23 protein-coding genes and 1 pseudogene are annotated in these 25,628 nt (G+C 52.5%); 18 read left to right on the forward strand and 6 right to left on the reverse strand.

All coding sequences use genetic code 11. From position 1 onward, the window contains the following. Positions 1-55: 55 nt before the first annotated feature. Both ompR and envZ read left to right on the forward strand, forming a co-directional pair. A complete protein-coding gene (gene ompR, locus AB4H76_RS02245) occupies positions 56-775 on the forward strand; it encodes a two-component system response regulator OmpR (protein ID WP_001157751.1) in 720 nt (239 codons plus the stop codon). Continuing rightward, positions 772-2,124, forward strand: coding sequence for a two-component system sensor histidine kinase EnvZ (envZ, locus tag AB4H76_RS02250; RefSeq protein ID WP_001253696.1), 1,353 nt, complete (start codon positions 772-774; stop codon positions 2,122-2,124). The genes ompR and envZ overlap by 4 nt, the downstream gene beginning before the upstream one ends. A gap of 75 nt (positions 2,125-2,199) precedes the next feature. Here envZ and pckA read toward each other — a convergent pair whose 3' ends face one another. After that, positions 2,200-3,822 carry a phosphoenolpyruvate carboxykinase (ATP) gene (gene pckA, locus AB4H76_RS02255; RefSeq protein WP_001265681.1) on the reverse strand — a complete coding sequence of 541 codons (1,623 nt, stop codon included), beginning with the start codon at positions 3,820-3,822 and terminating at the stop codon, positions 2,200-2,202. A 378-nt stretch (positions 3,823-4,200) separates the two neighbouring features. Between pckA and AB4H76_RS02260 the strand changes: the two genes are divergently transcribed. Then, positions 4,201-5,925, forward strand: a complete 1,725-nt coding sequence (locus tag AB4H76_RS02260; RefSeq protein ID WP_000370879.1) for a DUF4153 domain-containing protein — start codon at positions 4,201-4,203, stop codon at positions 5,923-5,925. A gap of 62 nt (positions 5,926-5,987) precedes the next feature. Here the strand turns inward: AB4H76_RS02260 and hslO are convergent, their stop codons facing one another. The 4 genes from hslO to igaA form a co-directional block, all read right to left on the reverse strand. Then, the gene (gene hslO, locus AB4H76_RS02265) at positions 5,988-6,866 is read right to left on the reverse strand and encodes an Hsp33 family molecular chaperone HslO (RefSeq protein WP_001135574.1); all 879 of its coding nucleotides are present in this window, start codon (positions 6,864-6,866) and stop codon (positions 5,988-5,990) included. A 24-nt stretch (positions 6,867-6,890) separates the two neighbouring features. Continuing rightward, the gene (hslR, locus tag AB4H76_RS02270; RefSeq protein ID WP_000660483.1) at positions 6,891-7,292 is read right to left on the reverse strand and encodes a ribosome-associated heat shock protein Hsp15; all 402 of its coding nucleotides are present in this window, start codon (positions 7,290-7,292) and stop codon (positions 6,891-6,893) included. A gap of 10 nt (positions 7,293-7,302) precedes the next feature. Then, entirely contained in the window at positions 7,303-7,971 is a 669-nt protein-coding gene (yrfG, locus tag AB4H76_RS02275) for a GMP/IMP nucleotidase (RefSeq protein ID WP_001295168.1), read from the reverse strand. A gap of 64 nt (positions 7,972-8,035) precedes the next feature. Continuing rightward, complete coding sequence (gene igaA, locus AB4H76_RS02280; protein WP_000104533.1) at positions 8,036-10,171, reverse strand: intracellular growth attenuator protein IgaA; 2,136 nt, start codon at positions 10,169-10,171, stop codon at positions 8,036-8,038. Between the two features lie 319 nt (positions 10,172-10,490). Here igaA and nudE point away from each other — a divergent pair, with 319 nt between their 5' ends. Beyond that, on the forward strand, positions 10,491-11,051 hold the full coding sequence (nudE, locus tag AB4H76_RS02285; RefSeq protein WP_000045744.1) for an ADP compounds hydrolase NudE: 561 nt from the start codon (positions 10,491-10,493) through the stop codon (positions 11,049-11,051). Positions 11,052-11,216: 165 nt separating this feature from the next. Here nudE and mrcA read toward each other — a convergent pair whose 3' ends face one another. Next, a complete protein-coding gene (gene mrcA, locus AB4H76_RS02290; RefSeq protein ID WP_001300707.1) occupies positions 11,217-13,769 on the reverse strand; it encodes a peptidoglycan glycosyltransferase/peptidoglycan DD-transpeptidase MrcA in 2,553 nt (850 codons plus the stop codon). A 119-nt stretch (positions 13,770-13,888) separates the two neighbouring features. Between mrcA and hofM the strand changes: the two are divergent. From hofM to AB4H76_RS02360, 14 genes and pseudogenes are all read left to right on the forward strand, one after another. Continuing rightward, positions 13,889-14,667, forward strand: a pseudogene (gene hofM / locus AB4H76_RS02295) (DNA utilization protein HofM). Further along, positions 14,667-15,206, forward strand: a complete 540-nt coding sequence (gene hofN / locus AB4H76_RS02300) for a DNA utilization protein HofN (RefSeq protein WP_001069315.1) — start codon at positions 14,667-14,669, stop codon at positions 15,204-15,206. The pseudogene hofM and the gene hofN overlap by 1 nt, the downstream one beginning before the upstream one ends. Continuing rightward, positions 15,190-15,630 (forward strand): DNA utilization protein HofO, encoded by a 441-nt coding sequence (hofO, locus tag AB4H76_RS02305; protein WP_001055760.1) that lies wholly within the window; start codon positions 15,190-15,192, stop codon positions 15,628-15,630. Before hofN ends, hofO begins: the two co-directional genes overlap by 17 nt. Further along, a complete protein-coding gene (gene hofP, locus AB4H76_RS02310; RefSeq protein WP_420062573.1) occupies positions 15,620-16,024 on the forward strand; it encodes a DNA utilization protein HofP in 405 nt (134 codons plus the stop codon). Before hofO ends, hofP begins: the two co-directional genes overlap by 11 nt. Next, on the forward strand, positions 15,936-17,174 hold the full coding sequence (hofQ, locus tag AB4H76_RS02315; protein ID WP_000815986.1) for a DNA uptake porin HofQ: 1,239 nt from the start codon (positions 15,936-15,938) through the stop codon (positions 17,172-17,174). Before hofP ends, hofQ begins: the two co-directional genes overlap by 89 nt. A gap of 400 nt (positions 17,175-17,574) precedes the next feature. Next, a complete protein-coding gene (gene aroK, locus AB4H76_RS02320; RefSeq protein ID WP_000818618.1) occupies positions 17,575-18,096 on the forward strand; it encodes a shikimate kinase AroK in 522 nt (173 codons plus the stop codon). A 56-nt stretch (positions 18,097-18,152) separates the two neighbouring features. Further along, positions 18,153-19,241 carry a 3-dehydroquinate synthase gene (gene aroB, locus AB4H76_RS02325; RefSeq protein ID WP_000439850.1) on the forward strand — a complete coding sequence of 363 codons (1,089 nt, stop codon included), beginning with the start codon at positions 18,153-18,155 and terminating at the stop codon, positions 19,239-19,241. A 91-nt stretch (positions 19,242-19,332) separates the two neighbouring features. Further along, positions 19,333-20,619, forward strand: coding sequence for a cell division protein DamX (gene damX / locus AB4H76_RS02330; protein ID WP_000343205.1), 1,287 nt, complete (start codon positions 19,333-19,335; stop codon positions 20,617-20,619). Positions 20,620-20,725: 106 nt separating this feature from the next. Next, positions 20,726-21,562: an adenine-specific DNA-methyltransferase gene (gene dam, locus AB4H76_RS02335; protein WP_000742141.1), complete on the forward strand. Its 837-nt coding sequence runs from the start codon at positions 20,726-20,728 to the stop codon at positions 21,560-21,562. Positions 21,563-21,579: 17 nt separating this feature from the next. After that, a complete protein-coding gene (rpe, locus tag AB4H76_RS02340; RefSeq protein WP_000816280.1) occupies positions 21,580-22,257 on the forward strand; it encodes a ribulose-phosphate 3-epimerase in 678 nt (225 codons plus the stop codon). Continuing rightward, positions 22,250-23,008, forward strand: a complete 759-nt coding sequence (gph, locus tag AB4H76_RS02345; RefSeq protein WP_000032691.1) for a phosphoglycolate phosphatase — start codon at positions 22,250-22,252, stop codon at positions 23,006-23,008. The genes rpe and gph overlap by 8 nt, the downstream gene beginning before the upstream one ends. Continuing rightward, the gene (trpS, locus tag AB4H76_RS02350) at positions 23,001-24,005 is read left to right on the forward strand and encodes a tryptophan--tRNA ligase (RefSeq protein WP_000165552.1); all 1,005 of its coding nucleotides are present in this window, start codon (positions 23,001-23,003) and stop codon (positions 24,003-24,005) included. The genes gph and trpS overlap by 8 nt, the downstream gene beginning before the upstream one ends. Before the next feature lie 289 nt (positions 24,006-24,294). Then, positions 24,295-25,200 carry a GntR family transcriptional regulator YhfZ gene (gene yhfZ / locus AB4H76_RS02355; protein WP_001254790.1) on the forward strand — a complete coding sequence of 302 codons (906 nt, stop codon included), beginning with the start codon at positions 24,295-24,297 and terminating at the stop codon, positions 25,198-25,200. A gap of 16 nt (positions 25,201-25,216) precedes the next feature. Further along, a complete protein-coding gene (locus tag AB4H76_RS02360) occupies positions 25,217-25,579 on the forward strand; it encodes a PRD domain protein (protein WP_001295165.1) in 363 nt (120 codons plus the stop codon). The last annotated feature ends 49 nt before the right edge of the window (positions 25,580-25,628 follow it).

A 25,628-nucleotide genomic window follows, 5' to 3' on the forward strand; every position in this document is an offset into this window, starting at 1 on the left:
GCTTTTTTAAGAATACACGCTTACAAATTGTTGCGAACCTTTGGGAGTACAAACAATGCAAGAGAACTACAAGATTCTGGTGGTCGATGACGACATGCGCCTGCGTGCGCTGCTGGAACGTTATCTCACCGAACAAGGCTTCCAGGTTCGAAGCGTCGCTAATGCAGAACAGATGGATCGCCTGCTGACTCGTGAATCTTTCCATCTTATGGTACTGGATTTAATGTTACCTGGTGAAGATGGCTTGTCGATTTGCCGACGTCTTCGTAGTCAGAGCAACCCGATGCCGATCATTATGGTGACGGCGAAAGGGGAAGAAGTGGACCGTATCGTAGGCCTGGAGATTGGCGCTGACGACTACATTCCAAAACCGTTTAACCCGCGTGAACTGCTGGCCCGTATCCGTGCGGTGCTGCGTCGTCAGGCGAACGAACTGCCAGGCGCACCGTCACAGGAAGAGGCGGTAATTGCTTTCGGTAAGTTCAAACTTAACCTCGGTACGCGCGAAATGTTCCGCGAAGACGAGCCGATGCCGCTCACCAGCGGTGAGTTTGCGGTACTGAAGGCACTGGTCAGCCATCCGCGTGAGCCGCTCTCCCGCGATAAGCTGATGAACCTTGCCCGTGGTCGTGAATATTCCGCAATGGAACGCTCCATCGACGTGCAGATTTCGCGTCTGCGCCGCATGGTGGAAGAAGATCCAGCGCATCCGCGTTACATTCAGACCGTCTGGGGTCTGGGCTACGTCTTTGTACCGGACGGCTCTAAAGCATGAGGCGATTGCGCTTCTCGCCACGAAGTTCATTTGCCCGTACGTTATTGCTCATCGTCACCTTGCTGTTCGCCAGCCTGGTGACGACTTATCTGGTGGTGCTGAACTTCGCGATTTTGCCGAGCCTCCAGCAGTTTAATAAAGTCCTCGCGTACGAAGTGCGTATGTTGATGACCGACAAACTGCAACTGGAGGACGGCACGCAGTTGGTTGTGCCTCCCGCTTTCCGTCGGGAGATCTACCGTGAGCTGGGGATCTCTCTCTACTCCAACGAGGCTGCCGAAGAGGCAGGTCTGCGTTGGGCGCAACACTATGAATTCTTAAGCCATCAGATGGCGCAGCAACTGGGCGGCCCGACGGAAGTGCGCGTTGAGGTCAACAAAAGTTCGCCTGTCGTCTGGCTGAAAACCTGGCTGTCGCCCAATATCTGGGTACGCGTGCCGCTGACCGAAATTCATCAGGGCGATTTCTCTCCGCTGTTCCGCTATACGCTGGCGATTATGCTATTGGCGATAGGCGGGGCGTGGCTGTTTATTCGTATCCAGAACCGACCGTTGGTCGATCTCGAACACGCAGCCTTGCAGGTTGGTAAAGGGATTATTCCGCCGCCGCTGCGTGAGTATGGCGCGTCCGAGGTGCGTTCCGTTACCCGTGCCTTTAACCATATGGCGGCTGGTGTTAAGCAACTGGCGGATGACCGCACGCTGCTGATGGCGGGGGTAAGTCACGACTTGCGCACGCCGCTGACGCGTATTCGCCTGGCGACTGAGATGATGAGCGAGCAGGATGGCTATCTGGCAGAATCGATCAATAAAGATATCGAAGAGTGCAACGCCATCATTGAGCAGTTTATCGACTACCTGCGCACCGGGCAGGAGATGCCGATGGAAATGGCGGATCTTAATGCAGTACTCGGTGAGGTGATTGCTGCCGAAAGTGGCTATGAGCGGGAAATTGAAACCGCGCTTTACCCCGGCAGCATTGAAGTGAAAATGCACCCGCTGTCGATCAAACGCGCGGTGGCGAATATGGTGGTCAACGCCGCCCGTTATGGCAATGGCTGGATCAAAGTCAGCAGCGGAACGGAGCCGAATCGCGCCTGGTTCCAGGTGGAAGATGACGGTCCGGGAATTGCGCCGGAACAACGTAAGCACCTGTTCCAGCCGTTTGTCCGCGGCGACAGTGCGCGCACCATTAGCGGCACGGGATTAGGGCTGGCAATTGTGCAGCGTATCGTGGATAACCATAACGGGATGCTGGAGCTTGGCACCAGCGAGCGGGGCGGGCTTTCCATTCGCGCCTGGCTGCCAGTGCCGGTAACGCGGGCGCAGGGCACGACAAAAGAAGGGTAAATAAACGGGAGGCGAAGGTGCCTCCCGTTTTGCTTTCTATAAGATACTGGATAGATATTCTCCAGCTTCAAATCATTACAGTTTCGGACCAGCCGCTACCAGCGCGGCACCCGCAGGGGTGTCGGTGTATTTATCGAAGTTGTCGATAAACAGTTTCGCCAGGGTTTCGGCTTTTTCCTGCCACTGTTCCGGAGAAGCGTAGGTGTTACGCGGATCGAGAATCTTCGTGTCTACGCCCGGCAGTTCGGTTGGGATCGCCAGGTTAAACATCGGCAGAGTGAAGGTTTCTGCATTATCCAGCGAACCGTTGAGGATGGCGTCGATAATGGCGCGGGTATCTTTAATCGAGATACGTTTGCCAGTGCCGTTCCAGCCAGTGTTAACCAGATAAGCCTGCGCGCCCGCCGCCTGCATACGTTTCACCAGCACTTCTGCGTACTGAGTCGGGTGCAGCGACAGGAATGCCGCGCCGAAGCAAGCGGAGAAGGTTGGCGTCGGTTCGGTGATGCCACGCTCAGTACCGGCCAGTTTGGCGGTGAAGCCAGAGAGGAAGTGATACTGGGTTTGATCGGCAGTCAGGCGAGAAACCGGCGGCAACACGCCGAAAGCATCAGCAGTCAGGAAGATAACCTTAGTCGCGTGGCCCGCTTTGGAAACCGGCTTAACAATGTTATCGATGTGATAGATCGGATAAGAAACGCGGGTGTTCTCGGTTTTTGAACCATCATCAAAGTCGATAGTGCCATCTTCACGCACGGTGACGTTTTCCAGCAACGCATCACGACGGATAGCGTTGTAGATTTCAGGTTCCGCTTCTTTCGACAGCTTGATAGTTTTTGCGTAGCAGCCGCCTTCGAAGTTAAACACGCCGTCATCGTCCCAGCCGTGTTCGTCATCGCCAATCAGGCGACGTTTCGGGTCGGTGGAAAGGGTGGTTTTACCGGTGCCGGAAAGGCCGAAGAACACCGCAACATCGCCTTTCTCACCAACGTTGGCGGAGCAGTGCATAGAAGCGATACCTTTCAGCGGCAGCAGGTAGTTCATCATCGAGAACATCCCTTTCTTCATTTCGCCGCCGTACCAGGTGCCGCCAATCAGCTGCATGCGCTCGGTCAGGTTAAACGCCACGAAGTTTTCGGAGTTGAGACCCTGTTCTTTCCACTGCGGGTTAGTGCACTTCGCGCCGTTCATAACGATAAAGTCTGGTTTGAAACCTGCCAGTTCTTCATCGCTCGGGCGAATAAACATGTTTTTGACAAAATGCGCCTGCCAGGCCACTTCGGTGATGAAACGGACGGAAAGACGAGTATCCGGGTTCGCACCACAGAAAGCGTCGACAACGAACAGACGTTTGCCGGAAAGCTGCCTGGTCACCAGGCCTTTCAGATGCTGCCAGGTTTCCGGAGAGAGAGGTTTGTTGTCGTTCTTACCTTTGCCTTTGTCTGCCCACCAGAAAGTATCGCGAGTGGTATCGTCACGGACGATATACTTATCTTTTGGTGAACGACCGGTGAAGATCCCGGTATCGACGGCAACGGCACCCAGATTAGTTAACACCCCGCGCTCATAACCTGTCAGGCTCGGATCGAGCTCTTCCTGATACAGCAGGTCGTAGCTTGGGTTGTAAACGATATCATGTACGTCACTGATACCATAAGCCTCGAGTTCTTGCGGGGTCAAACCATTGTTAACGCGCATTTCACTGCTCCTTAGCCAATATGTATTGCCTGAATAGTAAAGTCTTTTTGGGGGTGTTAACCGCGACAAGGCTCATAGATTTACGTATCTGGAGAAATTCATATTTGACAAAAAACTCCGTGATTCCTGTCACGAAACGGTTGCTATTATCGCAGAAATAGCATTTTAGGTGTGGAAAATGTTCTCAAAAGGTTAAATCTTGGTTTATATGGCGGGAATATTGTGAGTGGAATCGCATTCCTGAATGAAATTGATGCAAATTCAACCGGTAAAGTATCGATTCACCACGCTAACTTTTTTTGATTATTTTCTGAAAAAAGCAAAATACTACTGCCCGGATGCGATAATTAACCCACCTTTTGATTCTGGATAACCAACATGGATAACGTTGAACTTTCACCCGCAACACGCTGGGGGATGATTGCTACCGGATTACTTCAGGGTCTGGTTTGCTACCTGCTGATCGCCTGGCTTTCCGGAAAAAATCACAGTTGGATTGTTTATGGCGTGCCTGCGACCGTCGCGTTTTCATCCGTTTTACTCTTCTCCGTGATCTCTTTTAAACAGAAGCGCCTTTGGGGATGGCTGGCGCTAGTGTTTATTGCCACGCTGGGGATGAGCGGCTGGCTGAAGTGGCAAACTGATGGCATGAACCCCTGGAGAGCTGAAAAGGCGCTTTGGGATTTTGGTTGCTATCTGCTGTTGATGGCAATGTTGTTGCTACCGTGGATACAACAAAGCCTTCGCATCCGCAATGACAGTAGCCGCTATCGCTATTTTTACCAGTCAGTATGGCATAACGTACTTATATTACTGGTGATTTTTCTCGCCAATGGCTTGACGTGGCTGGTGCTTTTACTGTGGAGTGAGTTGTTTAAACTTGTTGGCATCACGTTTTTCAATACGCTCTTTTTTGCAACCGACTGGTTTATTTATCTCACGTTAGGTCTGGTTACCGCGCTGGCGGTGATCCTCGCGCGAACACAGTCACGTTTAATCGACTCTATTCAAAAGTTGTTCACGTTAATCGCCACGGGGTTGCTGCCGTTAGTATCATTGCTAACCCTGATGTTTATCATCACCCTGCCGTTTACGGGCCTGAGCGCGATTTCTCGCCACATCTCCGCCGCCGGGTTGCTGTTGACGCTGGCCTTTTTGCAATTGATCTTAATGGCTATTGTCCGCGATCCGCAAAAAGCGTCACTTCCCTGGACAGGGCCGTTGCGTTGCCTGATTAAAACCGCTTTGCTGGTTGCTCCGCTGTATGTGTTCGTCGCCGCCTGGGCGTTATGGCTGCGGGTCGCTCAGTACGGCTGGACTGTCGACCGCTTGCAGGGCGTGCTGGCGGTGCTGGTGTTACTGGTGTGGTCGCTGGGGTATTTTGTCAGCATCGTCTGGCGTAAAGGGCAAAATCCCGTTGTTCTTCAGGGCAAAGTGAACCTTGCGGTTTCGTTATTGGTGTTGGTGATACTGGTGCTTCTTAATTCGCCGGTGCTGGACAGTATGCGCATTAGCGTGAACAGCCATATGGCGCGTTATCAGAGCGGCAAAAACACGTCAGACCAGGTAACTATCTACATGCTCGAGCAGAGCGGTCGCTATGGACGTGCTGCGCTTGAGTCGCTGAAAAGCGATGCCGGGTTTATGAAAGACCCGAAACGCGCGCGGGATCTGCTGATGGCGTTAGATGGAGAGCAACATCTTCAGCAACAGGTATCGGAAAAAGTATTAGCCGATAATGTGTTAATTGCCCCTGGTTCTGTTAAACCTGATGCGACATTCTGGTCGGCCTTAATCCAGGATCGCTATAACGTGATGACCTGTATTGAAAAAGACGCCTGCGTCCTGGTCGAGCAAGATCTGAATAGTGATGGTCAGGCGGAGCGGATCCTGTTTGCTTTTAATGATGACAGAGTCATTGTCTATGGCTTTGACTCAGACAGAAAAGAATGGGACGCGCTTGATATGAGTTTACTTCCGAACGAAATAACGAAAGAAAAATTACTCACAGCTGCGAAGGATGGAAAACTGGGGACGAAGCCTAAAGCGTGGCGCGATCTTGTAGTGGATGGTGAAAGGCTGAATGTGAATCTGAATGAGTGACAAAGCGCATCAGGTGTATTAGTCGTAAAATCCGGCAGAGCCCTCTCTGCCGGACATACTCATTAATGAACTTGCGGATCTGCCGGAGACGCGTTGTTGCGGATTTCAGCAATATCCATCGCATTGAACAGATAGTGGTTACCGCAGTAATCACAATGCATGTCAATTTCGCCATCTTCCGCCAGGATGCTATCAACTTCTTCATCAGGCAGCGTTTTCAGCGCATCGGCGCAACGTTCACGCGAGCAGGTGCATTTGAACTCCACATCCTGCGGATCGTAAACCGTCACCTCTTCTTCGTGATACAAACGCCACAACACTTCGTTTGCCGGTAAGGTCAGCAGTTCTTCGGTTTTGATGGTTTCGGTTAGCGTCGCCAGGTGGTCAAAGTCGTCCTGCTGGGCATTTTGCGCAGGCATTACCTGCAACAACATACCGCCTGCAGCCGGTTTGCCGTCTACGTCGCCGGTGCGAATAAACAGGCGCGTCGGCAGCTGTTCAGAACGCATAAAGTAATCTTCCAGGCAGGCCGCCAGGGTATCACCTTCCAGACCAACTACGCCCTGATAGCGTTCGCCTTCGCTCGGGGTAATGGTGATCACCACGTAACCATTGCCGACCAGCGTTTTCAGGTCGGCATTTTCTGGAATTTCGCCCTGCACGCGCGCCACACCGCGCATCTGCTGGTTATTGTTACCGTTAATAACCGCCAGATTCATCGGACCGTCGCCCTGCAGCTGTACGGTGATATCACCATCAAACTTCAGCGTAGCGGTTAACAGGCTGGTCGCAACCAGCAGTTCTGCCAGCACGTTTTTAACGGGCTGCGGATAATCGTGGTTCTCAAGGATCTGTTGCAGGGTTTCCGAAACGGTTACCAGTTCGCCGCGCACGGCAAAGTTTTCAAACAGATAGCGATGTAATTGGTCATGTTGCGGCATAATCATCTCTCTTGCAGGTGACAGTTATTCACTGTCGCCGTGTTTAAATCGTAACAGGTCGCGGCGCTCTTTTTTGTCCGGGCGTCGGTCCGGGTGCGGCATGGTTAAGGCATTAAGTTTACGTGCCAGCGCCATTTTTTCGCGTTTCTCTACACTTTCCGCAGTCTCTTCATACAGCAAGGCTGCCTCGCTGGCGGGGCGACGCTGTTCAGTAATCGCCTTTACAATCACCGTGCGTTCGTCATTTCCCTGGCGCAGAGTGAGCGTGGCATTCAGCTCGACGATTTTGCTCGGCTTGCTGCGCTGCCCGTTGTAATGCACCTTACCGCCTTCAATCATTTCACGGGCCAGCGCGCGGGTTTTATAAAAACGGGCAGCCCATAGCCATTTATCCAGTCGAACCTCAACAGCAGGTTTCTCTTTCATGGCGTCTCCTTCACATTAGCGAGGGGATCAGGCGGCGGTAGTCATTCAGTGACGGATGGCGTTGATACTGTTTCTCGGCAATCCCGGAATCAGGATTAGTCACGCCGAGGCAGTAACGAATACCAAATTGCGCGGCAGCATCGAGAATCGCTTCGCTGTCATCAATAAACAGCGTTCTTTCAGCTTTCAGACCCGTAGCTTCGGCCACCGCATGCCATAACCGCTGATCCTCTTTCGGATAACCAAATGTGTGGGTGGAAAGTAATAAATCAAGGTGTGCGTCCAGACCGGTATGCTCAAGTTTTACCGCCAGGTTGTGCGGATGCGCATTGGTGAGCAAAATTCGCTGCTTACCGCTGGCTTTCAGTGCCTCAAGAAACGGAATGGTATCTTCACGCAGTACGGCACGCGGTCCCATCTCGGTGGTCATCGCACAGATATCCAGACCCAGTTGCTCACTCCAGTAATCAAGACAGTACCAGTTTAGCGTATGCTGTACGTCGTGATATTGCTGGCGCATATATTCCATCGCTTCCTGTGGCGTAACCCCGTTTTTCGCGCCCCATGTTTCAGGCACCAGCTTTTGCCAGAAATAGTTATCGAAGGCGAGGTCGAGCAACGTGCCGTCCATATCCAGCAGAACGGTATCTACGTCCTGCCAGGCAATGTTGATATGCATGAGGGAAATCTCCAGAGTGAAGCAATTTGCGCGACAGGGTAGCATAACCTGCCGCGCAAACGTGTTATTCGATAAGGCTTTCTGAAGGGGTGATCAGTTGCGGGTTCAGGCAGCTTTCATAATAGGCCTGAATCTCCATCATGCGAGTGCGATGACGCTGGTAACGACGCCAGGCCTGTACGCCATTGTAAATGGCGCTACCCAGCATCGTCAGTAGCAGCAATGTGGTGCTGAGATAGCGCCACAGGCCGGAACGATCCGGGATCGGATGAAGGCCAATATGCTGCGTACCATTGGCGTCAGTGAAGATTTTTGTGACGATACCCTCGGCGTTAAACGGCGTATGCATCAGCATTTGTGCCAGTTTCTGGAAAGCGTTCCACTGTTCTTGCGGCGGGTAGTCGTAAAGTGATGCCGAAGGCCAGGGCTGATCAACAAAATCGCTGCCTTCGTCGCTGACAATCAGGAATCCGCCGGGGGCCGGACTGTTTAGTGATTGTGCCGCTCGCGCCGTTTCATGCGTGATAAACGGCGCGGTGGAGGTTGCCACCAGGTTATCCAGCGATTCCGCACTCACCGGGCGTAATAACACATTCACGCCATCGAGCTTCCCGGCGTTGGCGCGTTTTACCAGCGCGTCCCAGTCTTTACTGTTGCCGAGATTGACCAGCGCATTTTTCAGTCGCACACAGTCATCTTTGGCAGAACATAAATCCGCTGTCTTCAGTACAATGTCGCCAAAATCATCAAGCAATACCATGCCGGATTTTTGAATTGCTGAACGTAATGAGGCACTGACGCGAGATTCATCTTCCGGTTTAGGGTGCAGCTGGCGATTAACTGCTTCAGTCAATGCCGTCGCTTTGTTGACCAGTTCAGATTCTGGTAATGGCAATGAGCGGGCGTCGTTCCAGATGATCTGCGAGCAGTCAAACGGTAAAAAAGGTGAATTGGTTTTCGCGCTCCAGGTTCCGGAAGTTCGAATATTACACATTCCCGTACCGCTAATACGCAATGTATCGCCTACCCGCACGCCAGCGTCAGCCAGTTGTTTTACGCTGGTGGCTTCAATGGTCTGCGCGCCTTTCATCCATGAGAGAGTGAATTTCAGCGGCATATCCAGCGGGATCCAGAATAACAGCATAAACAGCACCAGCAGCGAGCCCGCAGCGATAATCGTACTGCGCAGCCAGTGCTGTAACGGAAAGTTTTTTACTTCATCATGCAGCGAAAGATATCGTCCCTGACGCACTACATGGCGGTCGAGATAGATATCGATATCGGTTTGTTGACCGAGATCCTGAGCAATGTATGGCTGCCAGTGTGCGGGATAGACCAGGTCGATAATACCGAGTGAAATATTGTTGATCTGTTCCTGATCGTTTTCGCCAAACAATCCCCAACGACGGGGTGTACCGCGCAGACAATGAATTTCCCGCAGGGAGGATTTTGCCGGGGGCGCGAATAGCCCCCACAGACCTGCGCCCAGCAGCAGTAACGCGCCGCCTGCCAGCCACGGAACAAATACATCCGGGGTAATCAGGCAGAAAAAGAACATCAGGAAGGAGGCGACGATCAGCAACGCTTCACGCAGCCCGCGCGGACGACTCAGCGCATATTCTTCATGCGTTTCTTTGCGAATATTGAGTAGCTCGATTTGCTCACTCTCTTCCCCGCGAATCGACGCCTGCGTTGACGGAACAGGTTGCAAGGCATAGCTGCGAGTTTCCTGCATGTACTCCTGCAGCGTATGACCGTTGAGTGAAATAACCAGCGGCAGCGAATCGGTATGAATCAGTTCAACGGTATTCTCATCGTTGATGTACTGTTCCCAGAAAGGGGGCAGGTGGACTTCTACCGAATCGAGGTAGTAACGCCATTTATTCGGATCGTCGGTAGAGATGCCGTAACGCGTGATAGCGTGTGTCAGCATCATGACGTTGTTGCTTTCGGCATTCAGCGCCAGAGAGATCGGTGCCGCGCTGGCTCCCGTTGGGCCAGGCACCTGTAATACCTGCGTCAGGCTCTCAAGATAATTTTCAACGGCGCTACGTTCTTCAGGTGTGAGTTTACGCGTTTGCGCATCCGCGAAGGCGTTGGTCCAGGGCAGCTGACGCCGTCTGGATCGCACTTTTATCAGCCATCCCGCAAGTAGTGAGCAGGCCAGCAAAGCAGCTAAAAAAATCACAATGGTGCTCATGCTTTCCCCATCTTACTTAGTCTGTCAGGCGTGGTCAGTCGCACCGGACACAATACATGATTCTGCGGTTGGCTATCGGCAAGCGTGGAGTTTAACTTGAGCATCATTAAGCACATCACAGTAACCGCTGATCATAGCAAACCCTCTGAAGGCGGAATATCAGCAAATTCCTGGAGTTATTTCAACCTATTGACTTTTAATTTGATTTGAGGACGATTATTTATTAAGTTACATAAATGTAAATAACATGCAATTCACATTGCCGAAAGCGTGTCCGATATCGCACAATAACCGCTGATTTCACAGCATAGATCCCACGATGAGCAAATCATTACAAAAACCCACCATTCTGAATGTTGAAACTGTAGCCCGTTCCCGACTGTTTACCGTCGAGAGCGTGGATCTGGAGTTCAGCAATGGCGTGCGGCGTGTTTATGAACGAATGCGTCCAACCAACCGGGAAGCAGTGATGATTGTGCCGATTGTGGACGATCACCTGATCCTGATCCGCGAATACGCAGTGGGAACTGAATCCTACGAATTAGGTTTTTCGAAAGGATTAATTGATCCGGGTGAAAGCGTCTACGAAGCCGCTAACCGCGAGCTAAAAGAAGAGGTTGGATTTGGAGCGAACGATCTGACTTTTTTGAAGAAGCTCAGCATGGCACCGTCTTACTTTTCCAGCAAAATGAATATCGTGGTAGCGCAAGATCTCTACCCGGAATCACTGGAAGGCGATGAGCCAGAGCCGCTACCACAGGTGCGCTGGCCGCTGGCGCATATGATGGATTTGCTGGAAGACCCTGACTTCAATGAAGCGCGCAATGTCAGTGCGCTGTTCCTCGTGCGCGAATGGTTGAAAGGGCAGGGGCGAGTGTAAATGCGTGAAGTTTGCCTGATGCACAATGTTTATCAGGCTTATGGGGTTTCTGCAATTTATTGAGTTTTCACGATTTTGTTAGCCGGATAACGCGTTCACGCCGTATCCGGCATAAACAAGTGCACTTTGTCAGCAAACTGAAAAGGCGCCGAAGCGCCTTTTTAATCAGAACAATTCCTGTGCCTCGCCATTATCGATAATGGTCGTTCCCACCTCGTGCACTGCCTGTTGTGTCGGCTGCGTACCTTCGATGAAATACTCTTCGCGGCTGTTGCCACCATTAGCTAACTGCCCGGTGCTGCGATCGATATTCACCGTCACAATACCCGGTGGCGGCGTCAGCGGCTGCTCCGGCACACCTTCAAGAACGGCTTTCATATAAGCGTCCCATGCAGGCTGGGCACTCTTGGCACCGCCTTCGTAACCTGAGATCTGATCTTTAATCGCTCCGGAAGCCGTTGTATGACCGAGATTACGACGGTGATCATCAAAGCCAATCCAGACCGAGGTCACAACGCCCGGACCGTAACCCGAGAACCACGCATCTTTCGAACTGTTAGTGGTCCCGGTTTTCCCGCCGATATCGCGACGCTGCAAATCACGACCTGCACGCCAGCCAGTACCCTGCCAGCCTGGCTCACCAAAGATATTGGTGTTCAAAGCACTCTTAATCAGGAATGCCAGCGGAGTGTTGATGACGTGCGGTGCGTACTCCTGCGCGCCAGTCTTCGCCACTAACGCCTGATTTGCCTGCTCCAGCTGCGGCATTGGTACAGAAACATTCTGCTGCTCGCGGGAGATAGCGACATCTTCAACATCGTTATTTTCCAGCACGTTCGATTTCTGCGTATCACCGTAAATCACCGGAATATCGCATTCCGGGCAGGCTACTTTCGGTTTCGCTTCGAAAATCACGCCGCCCTGATCGTTTTCAATTTTGCTAATAAACCACGGGTCCACCAGGAAGCCGCCGTTCGCCATGACCGCGTAGCCGCGCGCCACCTGCATTGGGGTGAAGGACGCTGAACCCAGCGCCAGCGATTCGGTGTGGACAATGTTTTGTGCCGGGAAGCCGAAGCGTTGCAGATATTCTGCAGCGTAGTCGACGCCCATCGCCCGCATTGCGCGTACCATCACCACGTTTTTCGACTGACCCAGCCCCTGACGTAAGCGAATTGGACCGGCATATTGTGGCGGCGAGTTCTTCGGCTGCCAGTCAGAACCGGCACCTGCATCCCAGCGGGAAATTGGCACATCGTTCAACATACTTGCCAGCGTCAGACCTTTATCCATCGCCGCGGTGTAGAGGAACGGTTTGATGTTGGAACCCACCTGACGCAGTGCCTGGGTGGCGCGGTTAAACTTGCTCTGATTGAAATCAAAGCCACCGACCAGCGCCATAACGGCACCATTTTGCGGATTGATCGACACCAGCGCCGAGTTCACTTCCGGCACTTGTGCCAGCCACCATGCATCGCCGACCTGACGAACCCAGATTTGCTGTCCCGTTTGCAGAACATCGGTCACTTTACGCGGCGTCGGTCCCTGCTGAGTATCCGAACGATAAGGACGCGCCCAGCGAACGCCGTCCATACTCAATGCGACAGTCGACCCGTCCGCCAGCATTGCCGTCGCTTCCTGAGGATTGGCGCTGGTGACTGCGGCAGGCAGCAGCGGACCATAGGTCGGCAGCGCCTTCAGCGTATCGGTAATCTTGTTGTTATCCCACGCCGACTCGCCCACTTTCCACAGCACATTTGCCGGGCCGCGATAGCCGTGGCGCATGTCGTAGTCCAGCACGTTATTACGTACCGCCTGCTGCGCGGCCTGCTGCACTTTGCGGGTGATGGTGGTGTAAATGCGATAACCGTCTTCATAGGCACTTTCGCCATAACGGTTATACATCTCCTGGCGCACCATTTCGCTCAGGTACGGCGCAGAGAAAGCAATCTCCGGCGCGTGATAGTTAGCGTTAATCGCCTCAGTGCGTGTCTGATCGAACTGTTGTTGGGTGATATACCCTTCATCCAGCATCCGCGACAGCACGACGTTACGCCGCGCGACGGCACGATCCATCGAGTAGAGCGGGTTGAAGGTGGAAGGCGCTTTCGGCAGCCCGGCTATCACCGCCATTTCGTTCAGCGTCAGTTGGTCGACCGTTTTTCCGAAATAGACTTGTGCCGCAGCACCGACACCATAGGCGCGGTAACCAAGGTAAATTTTGTTCAGATAAAGCTCGAGGATCTCGTCTTTCGTCAGCAGCTGTTCAATGCGAATCGCGAGGAAGACTTCCTTAATCTTACGCATCAGCGTGCGTTCTGGACTGAGGAAGAAGTTTCTCGCCAGCTGCTGGGTAATGGTACTTGCCCCTTGTGACGCGTGACCGGAGAACAGCGCCACGCTTGCTGCACGGAAGATCCCCACCGGGTCAACGCCGTGATGCTCGTAGAAGCGGCTGTCTTCTGTCGCGATAAAGGCTTTCACCATCTCCGGTGGGATTTGATCCAACGTAACCGGAATACGACGTTTCTCACCGTATTGAGCAATCAGCTCGCCATCGGCGCTGTAAATCTGCATCGGAATTTGCAGGCGAACATCTTTTAATGTCGCCACATCCGGCAGTTGTGGCTCGATGTAGCGGTATAGGCCATAAATCGAGCCTGCTCCCAGCAGAATGCAACAGACTGCAAGGATCAAAAAATACTTTACGAACTTCACTGGAAATTTCCCATTTAGTTTCATTTGGGCAGTTTATAAACAAACGCGCGGTAGTATAAAGGCAAGCCAGACGCATTGATATACCCGTCAGAGTGACGGGTGATAAGGAGATCATCACAATGGCATTTAAGATCTGGCAAATTGGTTTGCATTTACAACAGCAAGAAGCGGTAGCGGTTGCGATCGTGCGGGGCGCAAAAGAATGCTTTTTGCAACGCTGGTGGCGGTTGCCGCTGGAGAACGACATTATCAAAGATGGGCGGATTGTTGATGCGCAGCAGCTGGCTAAAACGTTGTTACCGTGGAGTCGCGAACTGCCGCAGCGTCATCACATTATGTTGGCGTTTCCCGCCAGTCGCACATTACAGCGGTCATTTCCGCGCCCGTCGATGTCCCTTGGTGAGCGGGAGCAAACGGCCTGGCTGTCAGGGACGATGGCCCGCGAGCTGGATATGGATCCGGACTCCCTGCGCTTCGATTACAGCGAAGACTCACTCAGTCCCGCCTATAACGTGACTGCCGCGCAAAGCAAAGAGCTGGCAACGCTGCTTACTCTGGCAGAAAGGTTGCGTGTTCATGTGAGCGCGATCACCCCGGATGCCAGTGCATTACAGCGATTCCTGCCTTTTTTACCTTCTCATCAGCAATGTCTGGCCTGGCGTGATAACGAACAGTGGCTGTGGGCGACGCGCTATAGCTGGGGGCGCAAACTGGCGGTGGGGATGACTAGCGCGAAGGAGCTGGCGGCAGCGTTATCGTTGATCCCGAAAGCGTCGCGATATGTGGCGAAGGCGGATTTGATCCCTGGGAGGCCGTTTCTGTTCGTCAGCCGCCGCTACCGCCGCCAGGTGGAGACTTTGCCATCGCGCTGGGGCTGGCGCTTGGGAAGGCGTACTGATGAACCCGCCAATTAATTTTTTGCCCTGGCGACAGCAACGCCGGACCGCTTTTCTGCGTTTCTGGTTGCTGATGTTCGTTGCGCCTCTGCTGCTGGCCGTCGGGATAACGCTAATACTGCGTCTGACAGGCAGCGCCGAAGCGCGCATAGACGCCGTTTTGCTTCAGGCGGAACAACAACTCGCCCGCAGCTTACAGATAACGAAGCCACGTTTGCTGGAGCAACAGCAGTTACGCGAACAGCGTTCGCAACGGCAGCGCCAGCGACAATTTACCCGCGACTGGCAATCTGCGCTGGAAGCACTGGCGGCGCTTTTACCCGAGCACGCCTGGCTGACAACGATAAGCTGGCAGCAGGGAACGCTGGAGATCAAGGGGCTGACAACAAGCATTACCGCGTTAAACGCACTAGAAACGTCACTCCGCCAGGATGCATCTTTTCATCTCAATCAGCGGGGAGCCACGCAGCAGGATGCGCAGGGACGCTGGCAATTTGAGTATCAGTTAACAAGGAAGGTTAGCGATGAACATGTTCTTTGACTGGTGGTTCGCCACATCACCCCGCCTCCGCCAGCTTTGCTGGGCATTCTGGTTGCTGATGTTAGTTACGCTCATTTTTCTGTCATCGACACACCATGAAGAGCGCGACGCATTAATTCGACTACGGGCAAGTCATCACCAGCAGTGGGCCGCACTGTATCGCCTGGTAGACACCACTCCCTTCAGCGAGGAAAAAACGCTGCCCTTTTCGCCACTGGATTTTCAGTTATCCGGCGCGCAACTGGTTTCCTGGCATCCATCCGCGCAGGGAGGCGAGTTGGCGTTGAAAACGCTGTGGGAAGCAGTGCCGTCGGCATTTACACGGCTGGCAGAGCGCAACGTCAGCGTGAGCCGTTTTTCGTTAAGCGTGGAAGGTGATGATCTTTTGTTCACGCTACAACTGGAGACGCCGCATGAGGGTTAAACGCTGGTTGTTGGCAGGTATTGCATTGTGCCTTTTAACCGGTATGCGTGACCCTTTTAAACCGCCGGAAGATCTATGCCGGATTAGCGAACTTAGCCAGTGGCGCTATCAGGGGATGGTAGGGCGAGGCGAGCGCATCATCGGTGTAATAAAAGACGGGCAAAAGAAATGGCGACGGGTGCAGCAAAACGATGTGCTGGAAAACGGCTGGACAATTTTACAGCTGACGCCAGACGTACTAACGCTGGGTACCGGGACAAACTGCGAACCGCCACAATGGTTGTGGCAACGGCAAGGAGATACAAATGAAGCAATGGATAGCCGCACTACTGTTGATGCTAATACCCGGCGTACAGGCGGCAAAGCCGCAAAAAGTGACGCTGATGGTGGATGACGTTCCGGTAGCTCAGGTGTTGCAGGCGCTGGCTGAACAGGAGAAGTTGAACCTGGTCGTGTCGCCAGACGTCAGCGGTACGGTGTCGTTACATCTAACAGATGTTCCCTGGAAGCAGGCACTACAAACTGTAGTGAAAAGCGCCGGACTGATAACGCGGCAGGAAGGCAACATTCTCTCAGTGCATTCCATTGCCTGGCAGAATAACAATATCGCCCGCCAGGAGGCGGAGCAGGCGCGGGCGCAGGCAAATCTGCCGCTGGAAAATCGCAGTATAACCCTGCAATACGCCGACGCGGGAGAACTGGCGAAAGCGGGGGAGAAGCTACTGAGTGCCAAAGGGAGTATGACCGTCGATAAACGCACCAATCGCCTTTTGCTACGAGATAACAAAACGGCGTTAAGCGCGCTTGAACAGTGGGTAGCGCAAATGGATCTGCCGGTCGGGCAGGTTGAGCTGTCGGCGCATATTGTCACCATTAATGAAAAAAGTTTGCGTGAGTTAGGCGTGAAATGGACGCTGGCCGATGCGCAACACGCTGGTGGCGTTGGGCAAGTCACCACGCTTGGTAGCGACCTCTCCGTAGCGACGGCGACAACGCATGTCGGTTTTAACATTGGGCGCATCAACGGACGCTTGCTGGATCTTGAGCTTTCCGCGCTCGAACAAAAACAGCAGCTGGATATTATCGCCAGTCCGCGTCTGCTGGCCTCACATCTTCAGCCTGCCAGCATTAAACAGGGGAGCGAAATTCCATATCAGGTTTCCAGCGGGGAAAGTGGCGCGACGTCGGTGGAATTTAAAGAGGCCGTCCTGGGGATGGAGGTCACGCCCACGGTGTTACAAAAAGGCCGCATCCGGCTGAAATTACACATCAGCCAGAACGTTCCGGGGCAGGTGCTACAGCAGGCCGATGGCGAAGTGCTGGCGATTGATAAGCAGGAGATCGAAACGCAGGTCGAGGTCAAAAGCGGAGAAACGTTGGCGCTGGGCGGCATTTTTACCCGTAAAAATAAATCGGGTCAGGATAGCGTACCGTTGCTTGGCGACATTCCCTGGTTCGGGCAATTATTTCGTCATGACGGAAAAGAAGATGAACGACGCGAGTTAGTGGTGTTTATCACGCCACGACTGGTTTCCAATGAGTAAACAGCCGTAAAAGCGGTAATGTTTTTATGCTGAACGTGTTTCATCTATTTGACGCGCGCAGGTATTTAGCATACAAGGAGTACCGATTTGAGAGTTGGTGCTCTTCGCTGCCTGCGTTCCATGATGATGATTTATCATTCAGGCGGCATTTTGCTGTCTTTTTTACGCTAATCTTACCCGGTGATTTATCGCCAGAGCGGTGGTAGCAAGGCAGCGCGCTTGCAGCGACCAGATATGCAGAGGGATGGGTGATTTATTCAGTTGCCAAACCCGCTGGAGTATTGAGATAATTTTCAGTCTGACTCTCGCAATATCTTATGAGGTTTCAGTTCATGTCCTGCGGCGCTCTCTGAGCGAAGCGGGTTTATCATTAACGAATAGTCTTAGTAGTACCGAAAAAATGGCAGAGAAACGCAATATCTTTCTGGTTGGGCCTATGGGTGCCGGAAAAAGCACTATTGGGCGCCAGTTAGCTCAACAACTCAATATGGAATTTTACGATTCCGATCAAGAGATTGAGAAACGAACCGGAGCTGATGTGGGCTGGGTTTTCGATTTAGAAGGCGAAGAAGGCTTCCGCGATCGCGAAGAAAAGGTCATCAATGAGTTGACCGAGAAACAGGGTATTGTGCTGGCTACTGGCGGCGGCTCTGTGAAATCCCGTGAAACGCGTAACCGTCTTTCCGCTCGTGGCGTTGTCGTTTATCTTGAAACGACCATCGAAAAGCAACTTGCACGCACGCAGCGTGATAAAAAACGCCCGTTGCTGCACGTTGAAACACCGCCGCGTGAAGTTCTGGAAGCGTTGGCCAATGAACGCAATCCGCTGTATGAAGAGATTGCCGACGTGACCATTCGTACTGATGATCAAAGCGCTAAAGTGGTTGCAAACCAGATTATTCACATGCTGGAAAGCAACTAATTCTGGCTTTATATACACTCGTCTGCGGGTACAGTAATTAAGGTGGATGTCGCGTTATGGAGAGGATTGTCGTTACTCTCGGGGAACGTAGTTACCCAATTACCATCGCATCTGGTTTGTTTAATGAACCAGCTTCATTCTTACCGCTGAAATCGGGCGAGCAGGTCATGTTGGTCACCAACGAAACCCTGGCTCCTCTGTATCTCGATAAGGTCCGCGGCGTACTTGAACAGGCGGGTGTTAACGTCGATAGCGTTATCCTCCCTGACGGCGAGCAGTATAAAAGCCTGGCTGTACTCGATACCGTCTTTACGGCGTTGTTACAAAAGCCGCATGGTCGCGATACTACGCTGGTGGCGCTTGGCGGCGGCGTAGTGGGCGATCTGACCGGCTTCGCGGCGGCGAGTTATCAGCGCGGTGTTCGTTTCATTCAAGTCCCGACGACGTTACTGTCGCAGGTCGATTCCTCCGTTGGCGGCAAAACTGCGGTCAACCATCCCCTCGGTAAAAACATGATTGGCGCGTTCTACCAGCCTGCTTCAGTGGTGGTGGATCTCGACTGTCTGAAAACGCTTCCCCCGCGTGAGTTAGCGTCGGGGCTGGCAGAAGTCATCAAATACGGCATTATTCTTGACGGTGCGTTTTTTAACTGGCTGGAAGAGAATCTGGATGCGTTGTTGCGTCTGGACGGTCCGGCAATGGCGTACTGTATTCGCCGTTGTTGTGAACTGAAGGCAGAAGTTGTCGCCGCCGACGAGCGCGAAACCGGGTTACGTGCTTTACTGAATCTGGGACACACCTTTGGTCATGCCATTGAAGCTGAAATGGGGTATGGCAATTGGTTACATGGTGAAGCGGTCGCTGCGGGTATGGTGATGGCGGCGCGGACGTCGGAACGTCTCGGGCAGTTTAGTTCTGCCGAAACGCAGCGTATTATAACCCTGCTCACGCGGGCTGGGTTACCGGTCAATGGGCCGCGCGAAATGTCCGCGCAGGCGTATTTACCGCATATGCTGCGTGACAAGAAAGTCCTTGCGGGAGAGATGCGCTTAATTCTTCCGTTGGCAATTGGTAAGAGTGAAGTTCGCAGCGGCGTTTCGCACGAGCTTGTTCTTAACGCCATTGCCGATTGTCAATCAGCGTAACAACAAGAAAGGTCAGGCCGCTTATCAAGCGGTCTATTAGCTTCAGGTTAATTGCAACGTGGTAAGCATTAACCTTTTAGTGGGGTGTTAAATGGATGAATTCAAACCAGAAGACGAGCTGAAACCCGATCCCAGCGATCGTCGTACTGGTCGTTCTCGTCAATCTTCTGAACGTTCTGAGCGTACTGAACGTGGCGAACCGCAGATCAATTTTGATGATATTGAACTTGATGACACTGACGATCGCCGTCCGACTCGTGCGCAAAAAGAGCGCAATGAGGAACCGGAAATCGAAGAAGAAATTGACGAATCCGAAGATGAAACCGTGGATGAAGAGCGCGTAGAGCGTCGTCCGCGTAAGCGCAAAAAAGCAGCCAGTAAACCCGCTTCTCGTCAGTATATGATGATGGGCGTCGGCATTCTGGTTCTACTGCTGTTGATCATCGGTATCGGTTCTGCGCTAAAAGCCCCCTCGACCTCTTCCAGCGATCAAACCGCGTCTGGTGAGAAGAGTATTGATCTTGCAGGCAATGCGACCGATCAGGCGAATGGGGTGCAGCCAGCGCCGGGAACCACGTCTGCGGAAAATACTCAGCAGGATGTTTCTCTGCCACCGATCTCTTCTACGCCGACTCAAGGGCAAACCCCGGCGGCAACGGATGGTCAACAACGTGTTGAAGTGCAGGGTGACCTGAACAATGCGCTGACCCAGCCACAAAATCAGCAACAGTTGAACAATGTGGCGGTCAATTCCACATTGCCGACCGAACCCGCGACTGTCGCGCCTGTTCGCAATGGCAATGCATCGCGTGAAACGGCGAAAACGCAAACCGCTGAACGTCCGGCCACTACGCGTCCAGCTCGCCAGCAGGCAGTGATTGAACCGAAAAAATCGCAAGCAACCGTGAAAACGGAGCCGAAGCCGGTAGCACAGACGCCGAAGCGTACTGAACCAGCTGCCCCTGTGGCGAGCACGAAGGCACCGGCTGCGACTTCTACGCCAGCACCAAAAGAGACGGCGACTACGGCTCCAGTACAGACGGCATCCCCGGCGCAAACCACGGCAACACCAGCCGCTGGAGGGAAGACCGCAGGTAATGTTGGTTCGTTGAAATCGGCACCGTCCAGCCATTACACTCTGCAGCTGAGCAGTTCCTCTAACTACGACAACCTGAACGGTTGGGCGAAGAAAGAGAATCTGAAAAACTACGTTGTCTATGAAACGACGCGTAATGGTCAGCCGTGGTATGTCCTGGTTTCTGGCGTGTACGCTTCGAAAGAAGAGGCGAAAAAAGCGGTATCTACATTGCCAGCAGATGTTCAGGCCAAAAACCCGTGGGCGAAACCGCTGCGTCAGGTACAGGCCGATCTGAAGTAATCAAGGTTATCTCCCGCAATGGTTTATCGTTGCGGGAGCTGCCTGAAGCGCTGGATGCTGTCGGAGCTTTCTCCACAGCCGGAGAAGGTGTAATTAGTTAGTCAGCATGAAGAAAAATCGCGCTTTTTTGAAGTGGGCAGGGGGCAAGTATCCCCTGCTTGATGATATTAAACGGCATTTGCCCAAGGGCGAATGTCTGGTTGAGCCTTTTGTAGGTGCCGGGTCGGTGTTTCTCAACACCGACTTTTCTCGTTATATCCTTGCCGATATCAATAGCGACCTGATCAGTCTCTATAACATTGTGAAGATGCGTACTGATGAGTACGTACAGGCCGCACGCGAGCTGTTTGTTCCCGAAACAAATTGCGCCGAGGTTTACTATCAGTTCCGCGAAGAGTTCAACAAAAGCCAGGATCCGTTCCGTCGGGCGGTACTGTTTTTATATTTGAACCGCTACGGTTACAACGGCCTGTGTCGTTACAATCTGCGCGGTGAGTTTAATGTGCCGTTTGGCCGCTACAAAAAACCCTATTTCCCGGAAGCAGAGTTGTATCACTTCGCTGAAAAAGCGCAGAATGCCTTTTTCTATTGTGAGTCTTACGCTGATAGCATGGCGCGCGCAGATGATGCATCTGTCGTCTATTGCGATCCGCCTTATGCACCGCTGTCTGCGACCGCCAACTTTACGGCGTATCACACAAACAGTTTTACGCTTGAACAACAAGCGCATCTGGCGGAGATCGCCGAAGGTCTGGTTGATCGCCATATTCCAGTGCTGATCTCCAATCACGATACGATGTTAACGCGTGAGTGGTATCAGCGCGCAAAATTGCATGTCGTCAAAGTTCGACGCAGTATAAGCAGCAACGGCGGCACACGTAAAAAGGTGGACGAACTGCTGGCTTTGTACAAACCAGGAGTCGTTTCACCCGCGAAAAAATAATTCTCAAGGAGAAGCGGATGAAACAGTATTTGATTGCCCCCTCAATTCTGTCGGCTGATTTTGCCCGCCTGGGTGAAGATACCGCAAAAGCCCTGGCAGCTGGCGCTGATGTCGTGCATTTTGACGTCATGGATAACCACTATGTTCCCAATCTGACGATTGGGCCAATGGTGCTGAAATCCTTGCGTAACTATGGCATTACCGCCCCTATCGACGTACACCTGATGGTGAAACCTGTCGATCGCATTGTGCCTGATTTCGCTGCCGCTGGTGCCAGCATCATTACCTTTCATCCAGAAGCCTCCGAGCATGTTGACCGCACGCTGCAACTGATTAAAGAAAATGGCTGTAAAGCGGGTCTGGTATTTAACCCGGCGACACCTCTGAGCTATCTGGATTACGTGATGGATAAGCTGGATGTGATCCTGCTGATGTCCGTCAACCCTGGTTTCGGCGGTCAGTCTTTCATTCCTCAAACACTGGATAAACTGCGCGAAGTACGTCGTCGTATCGACGAGTCTGGCTTCGACATTCGACTGGAAGTGGACGGTGGCGTGAAGGTGAACAACATTGGCGAAATCGCTGCGGCGGGCGCGGATATGTTCGTCGCCGGTTCGGCAATCTTCGACCAGCCAGACTACAAAAAAGTCATTGATGAAATGCGCAGTGAACTGGCAAAGGTAAGTCATGAGTAAGTTTGAAGATATTCGCGGCGTCGCTTTTGATCTCGACGGTACGCTGGTGGACAGTGCTCCCGGTCTTGCTGCTGCGGTAGATATGGCGCTGTATGCGCTGGAGTTGCCCGTCGCAGGTGAAGAACGCGTTATTACCTGGATTGGTAACGGCGCAGATGTTCTGATGGAGCGCGCATTGACCTGGGCGCGTCAGGAACGTGCGACTCTGCGTAAAACAATGGGTAAACCGCCCGTTGATGACGACATTCCGGCAGAAGAACAGGTACGTATTCTGCGTAAACTGTTCGATCGCTACTATGGCGAGGTTGCCGAAGAGGGGACGTTTTTGTTCCCGCACGTTGCCGATACGTTGGGCGCGTTGCAGGCTAAAGGCCTGCCGCTAGGCCTGGTCACCAACAAACCGACGCCGTTCGTCGCGCCGCTGCTCGAAGCCTTAGATATCGCCAAATACTTCAGCGTGGTGATTGGTGGTGATGATGTGCAAAACAAAAAACCGCATCCGGACCCGCTGTTACTGGTGGCTGAGCGGATGGGAATTGCTCCACAACAGATGCTGTTTGTTGGCGACTCACGCAATGATATTCAGGCAGCAAAAGCGGCAGGTTGCCCATCAGTTGGCTTAACCTACGGATATAACTACGGCGAGGCTATCGATCTCAGCCAGCCTGATGTAATTTATCAGTCTATAAATGACCTTCTGCCCGCATTAGGGCTTCCGCATAGCGAAAATCAGGAATCGAAAAATGACTAAGCCCATCGTTTTTAGTGGCGCACAGCCCTCAGGTGAATTGACCATTGGTAACTACATGGGTGCGCTGCGTCAGTGGGTAAACATGCAGGATGACTACCATTGCATTTACTGTATCGTTGACCAACACGCGATCACCGTGCGCCAGGATGCACAGAAGCTGCGTAAAGCGACGCTGGATACGCTGGCCTTGTATCTGGCTTGTGGTATCGATCCTGAGAAAAGCACCATTTTTGTTCAGTCCCACGTGCCGGAACATGCACAGTTAGGCTGGGCACTGAACTGCTATACCTACTTCGGCGAACTGAGTCGCATGACGCAGTTTAAAGATAAATCTGCGCGTTATGCCGAGAACATCAACGCTGGTCTGTTTGACTATCCGGTGCTGATGGCAGCGGACATCCTGCTGTATCAAACTAATCTGGTACCGGTGGGTGAAGACCAGAAACAGCACCTCGAACTGAGCCGCGATATTGCCCAGCGTTTCAACGCGCTGTATGGCGAGATCTTTAAGGTGCCGGAGCCGTTTATTCCGAAATCTGGCGCGCGCGTAATGTCGCTGCTGGAGCCGACCAAGAAGATGTCCAAGTCTGACGATAATCGCAATAACGTTATCGGCCTGCTGGAAGATCCGAAATCGGTAGTGAAGAAAATCAAACGTGCGGTCACTGACTCCGACGAGCCGCCGGTAGTTCGCTACGATGTGCAGAACAAAGCGGGCGTTTCCAACCTGTTGGATATCCTTTCAGCGGTAACGGGCCAGAGCATCCCAGAACTGGAAAAACAGTTCGAAGGCAAGATGTATGGTCATCTGAAAGGTGAAGTGGCTGATGCCGTTTCCGGTATGCTGACTGAATTGCAGGAACGCTATCACCGTTTCCGCAACGATGAAGCCTTCCTGCAACAGGTGATGAAAGATGGCGCGGAAAAAGCCAGCGCGCACGCTTCCCGTACGCTAAAAGCGGTGTACGAAGCGATTGGTTTTGTGGCGAAGCCGTAATTCACTATTGCTGGCAAATTGCGCTTTGTTCATGCCGGATGCGGCGTGAACGCCTTATCCGGCCTACAAAGTAATGCACATATTGCAAGGAAATGTAGGCCTGATAAGCGTAGCGCATCAGGCAATTTTGCTTTTATCATCACTCTGAAACCGGGGAAACCCGGTTTTTTTATCCTCATTTGCAATAATCCGAAAAAATGTGAAGTGCCTCGCCGTTTCCACATCTCGCTGTTGCGCCTTATCTTCAAATTCCTGAAGATATAAATATTCAATTTACTGAAAATTTATTATGCGTCGAACGTTTATCAAAAAAGAAGGCGTCGTCATCACGACGCTGGCCCGTTATTTGTTGGGTGAAAAGTGCGGTAATCGATTGAAAACCATAGATGAGCTGGCAAATGAATGCCGTTCATCCGTTGGCCTGACGCAGGCCGCGTTGAAAACGCTGGAATCAAGCGGAGCGATACGGATTGAACGCCGTGGGCGCAATGGCAGTTATCTGGTCGAGATGGATAACAAAGCATTGCTGACTCATGTGGATATCAACAACGTGGTATGTGCAATGCCCTTGCCCTATACCCGTTTGTACGAAGGCCTGGCGAGCGGATTGAAAGCCCAGTTTGATGGCATTCCTTTTTACTATGCGCACATGCGTGGCGCGGATATTCGCGTGGAGTGTCTGCTTAATGGCGTGTATGACATGGCGGTGGTTTCGCGACTAGCGGCGGAAAGTTATCTCACGCAAAAAGGCTTATGCCTCGCGCTGGAGTTGGGGCCGCACACCTACGTTGGCGAGCACCAGTTGATTTGCCGTAAAGGCGAGTCCGCAAACGTGAAGCGCGTGGGGCTGGATAACCGTTCGGCGGATCAGAAAATCATGACCGATGTTTTTTTTGGCGGTAGTGATGTGGAACGAGTCGATCTCTCTTATCACGAGAGTTTACAACGCATTGTTAAAGGCGATGTCGATGCGGTGATCTGGAACGTGGTGGCGGAAAACGAACTGACCATGCTGGGATTAGAGGCGACGCCGCTCACAGACGATCCGCGATTTTTACAGGCCACCGAAGCCGTGGTCCTGACGCGAGTCGATGATTACCCAATGCAACAACTGCTGCGTGCCGTTGTAGATAAACACGCCCTGCTCGCCCATCAACAACGGGTAGTGAGTGGGGAACAGGAACCGAGTTATTAAACGAAAGGCATCTGATATGGAAACCAGACTCAACCTGCTTTGCGAGGCAGGCGTTATTGATAAGGACATCTGCAAAGGCATGATGCAGGTCGTCAACGTACTGGAAACAGAGTGCCATCTGCCGGTGCGCAGTGAGCAAGGAACGATGGCGATGACACATATGGCGAGTGCACTGATGCGCAGTCGCCGTGGTGAAGAAATAGAGCCGCTGGATAACGAGTTGCTGGCAGAACTGGCGCAATCCAGCCACTGGCAAGCCGTTGTGCAATTGCATCAGGTGTTGTTGAAGGAATTCGCACTGGAAGTTAACCCGTGTGAAGAAGGCTATTTGCTGGCCAACCTTTATGGATTATGGATGGCTGCTAACGAAGAGGTTTGAAGCTCCCGACAAATCCACGTCGCACAACCTAAATATTCAAAAAAATGAA

It is taken from the genome of Escherichia sp. UTM R2 (genome assembly GCF_048593455.1).
Lineage (GTDB): Bacteria > Pseudomonadota > Gammaproteobacteria > Enterobacterales > Enterobacteriaceae > Escherichia > Escherichia coli.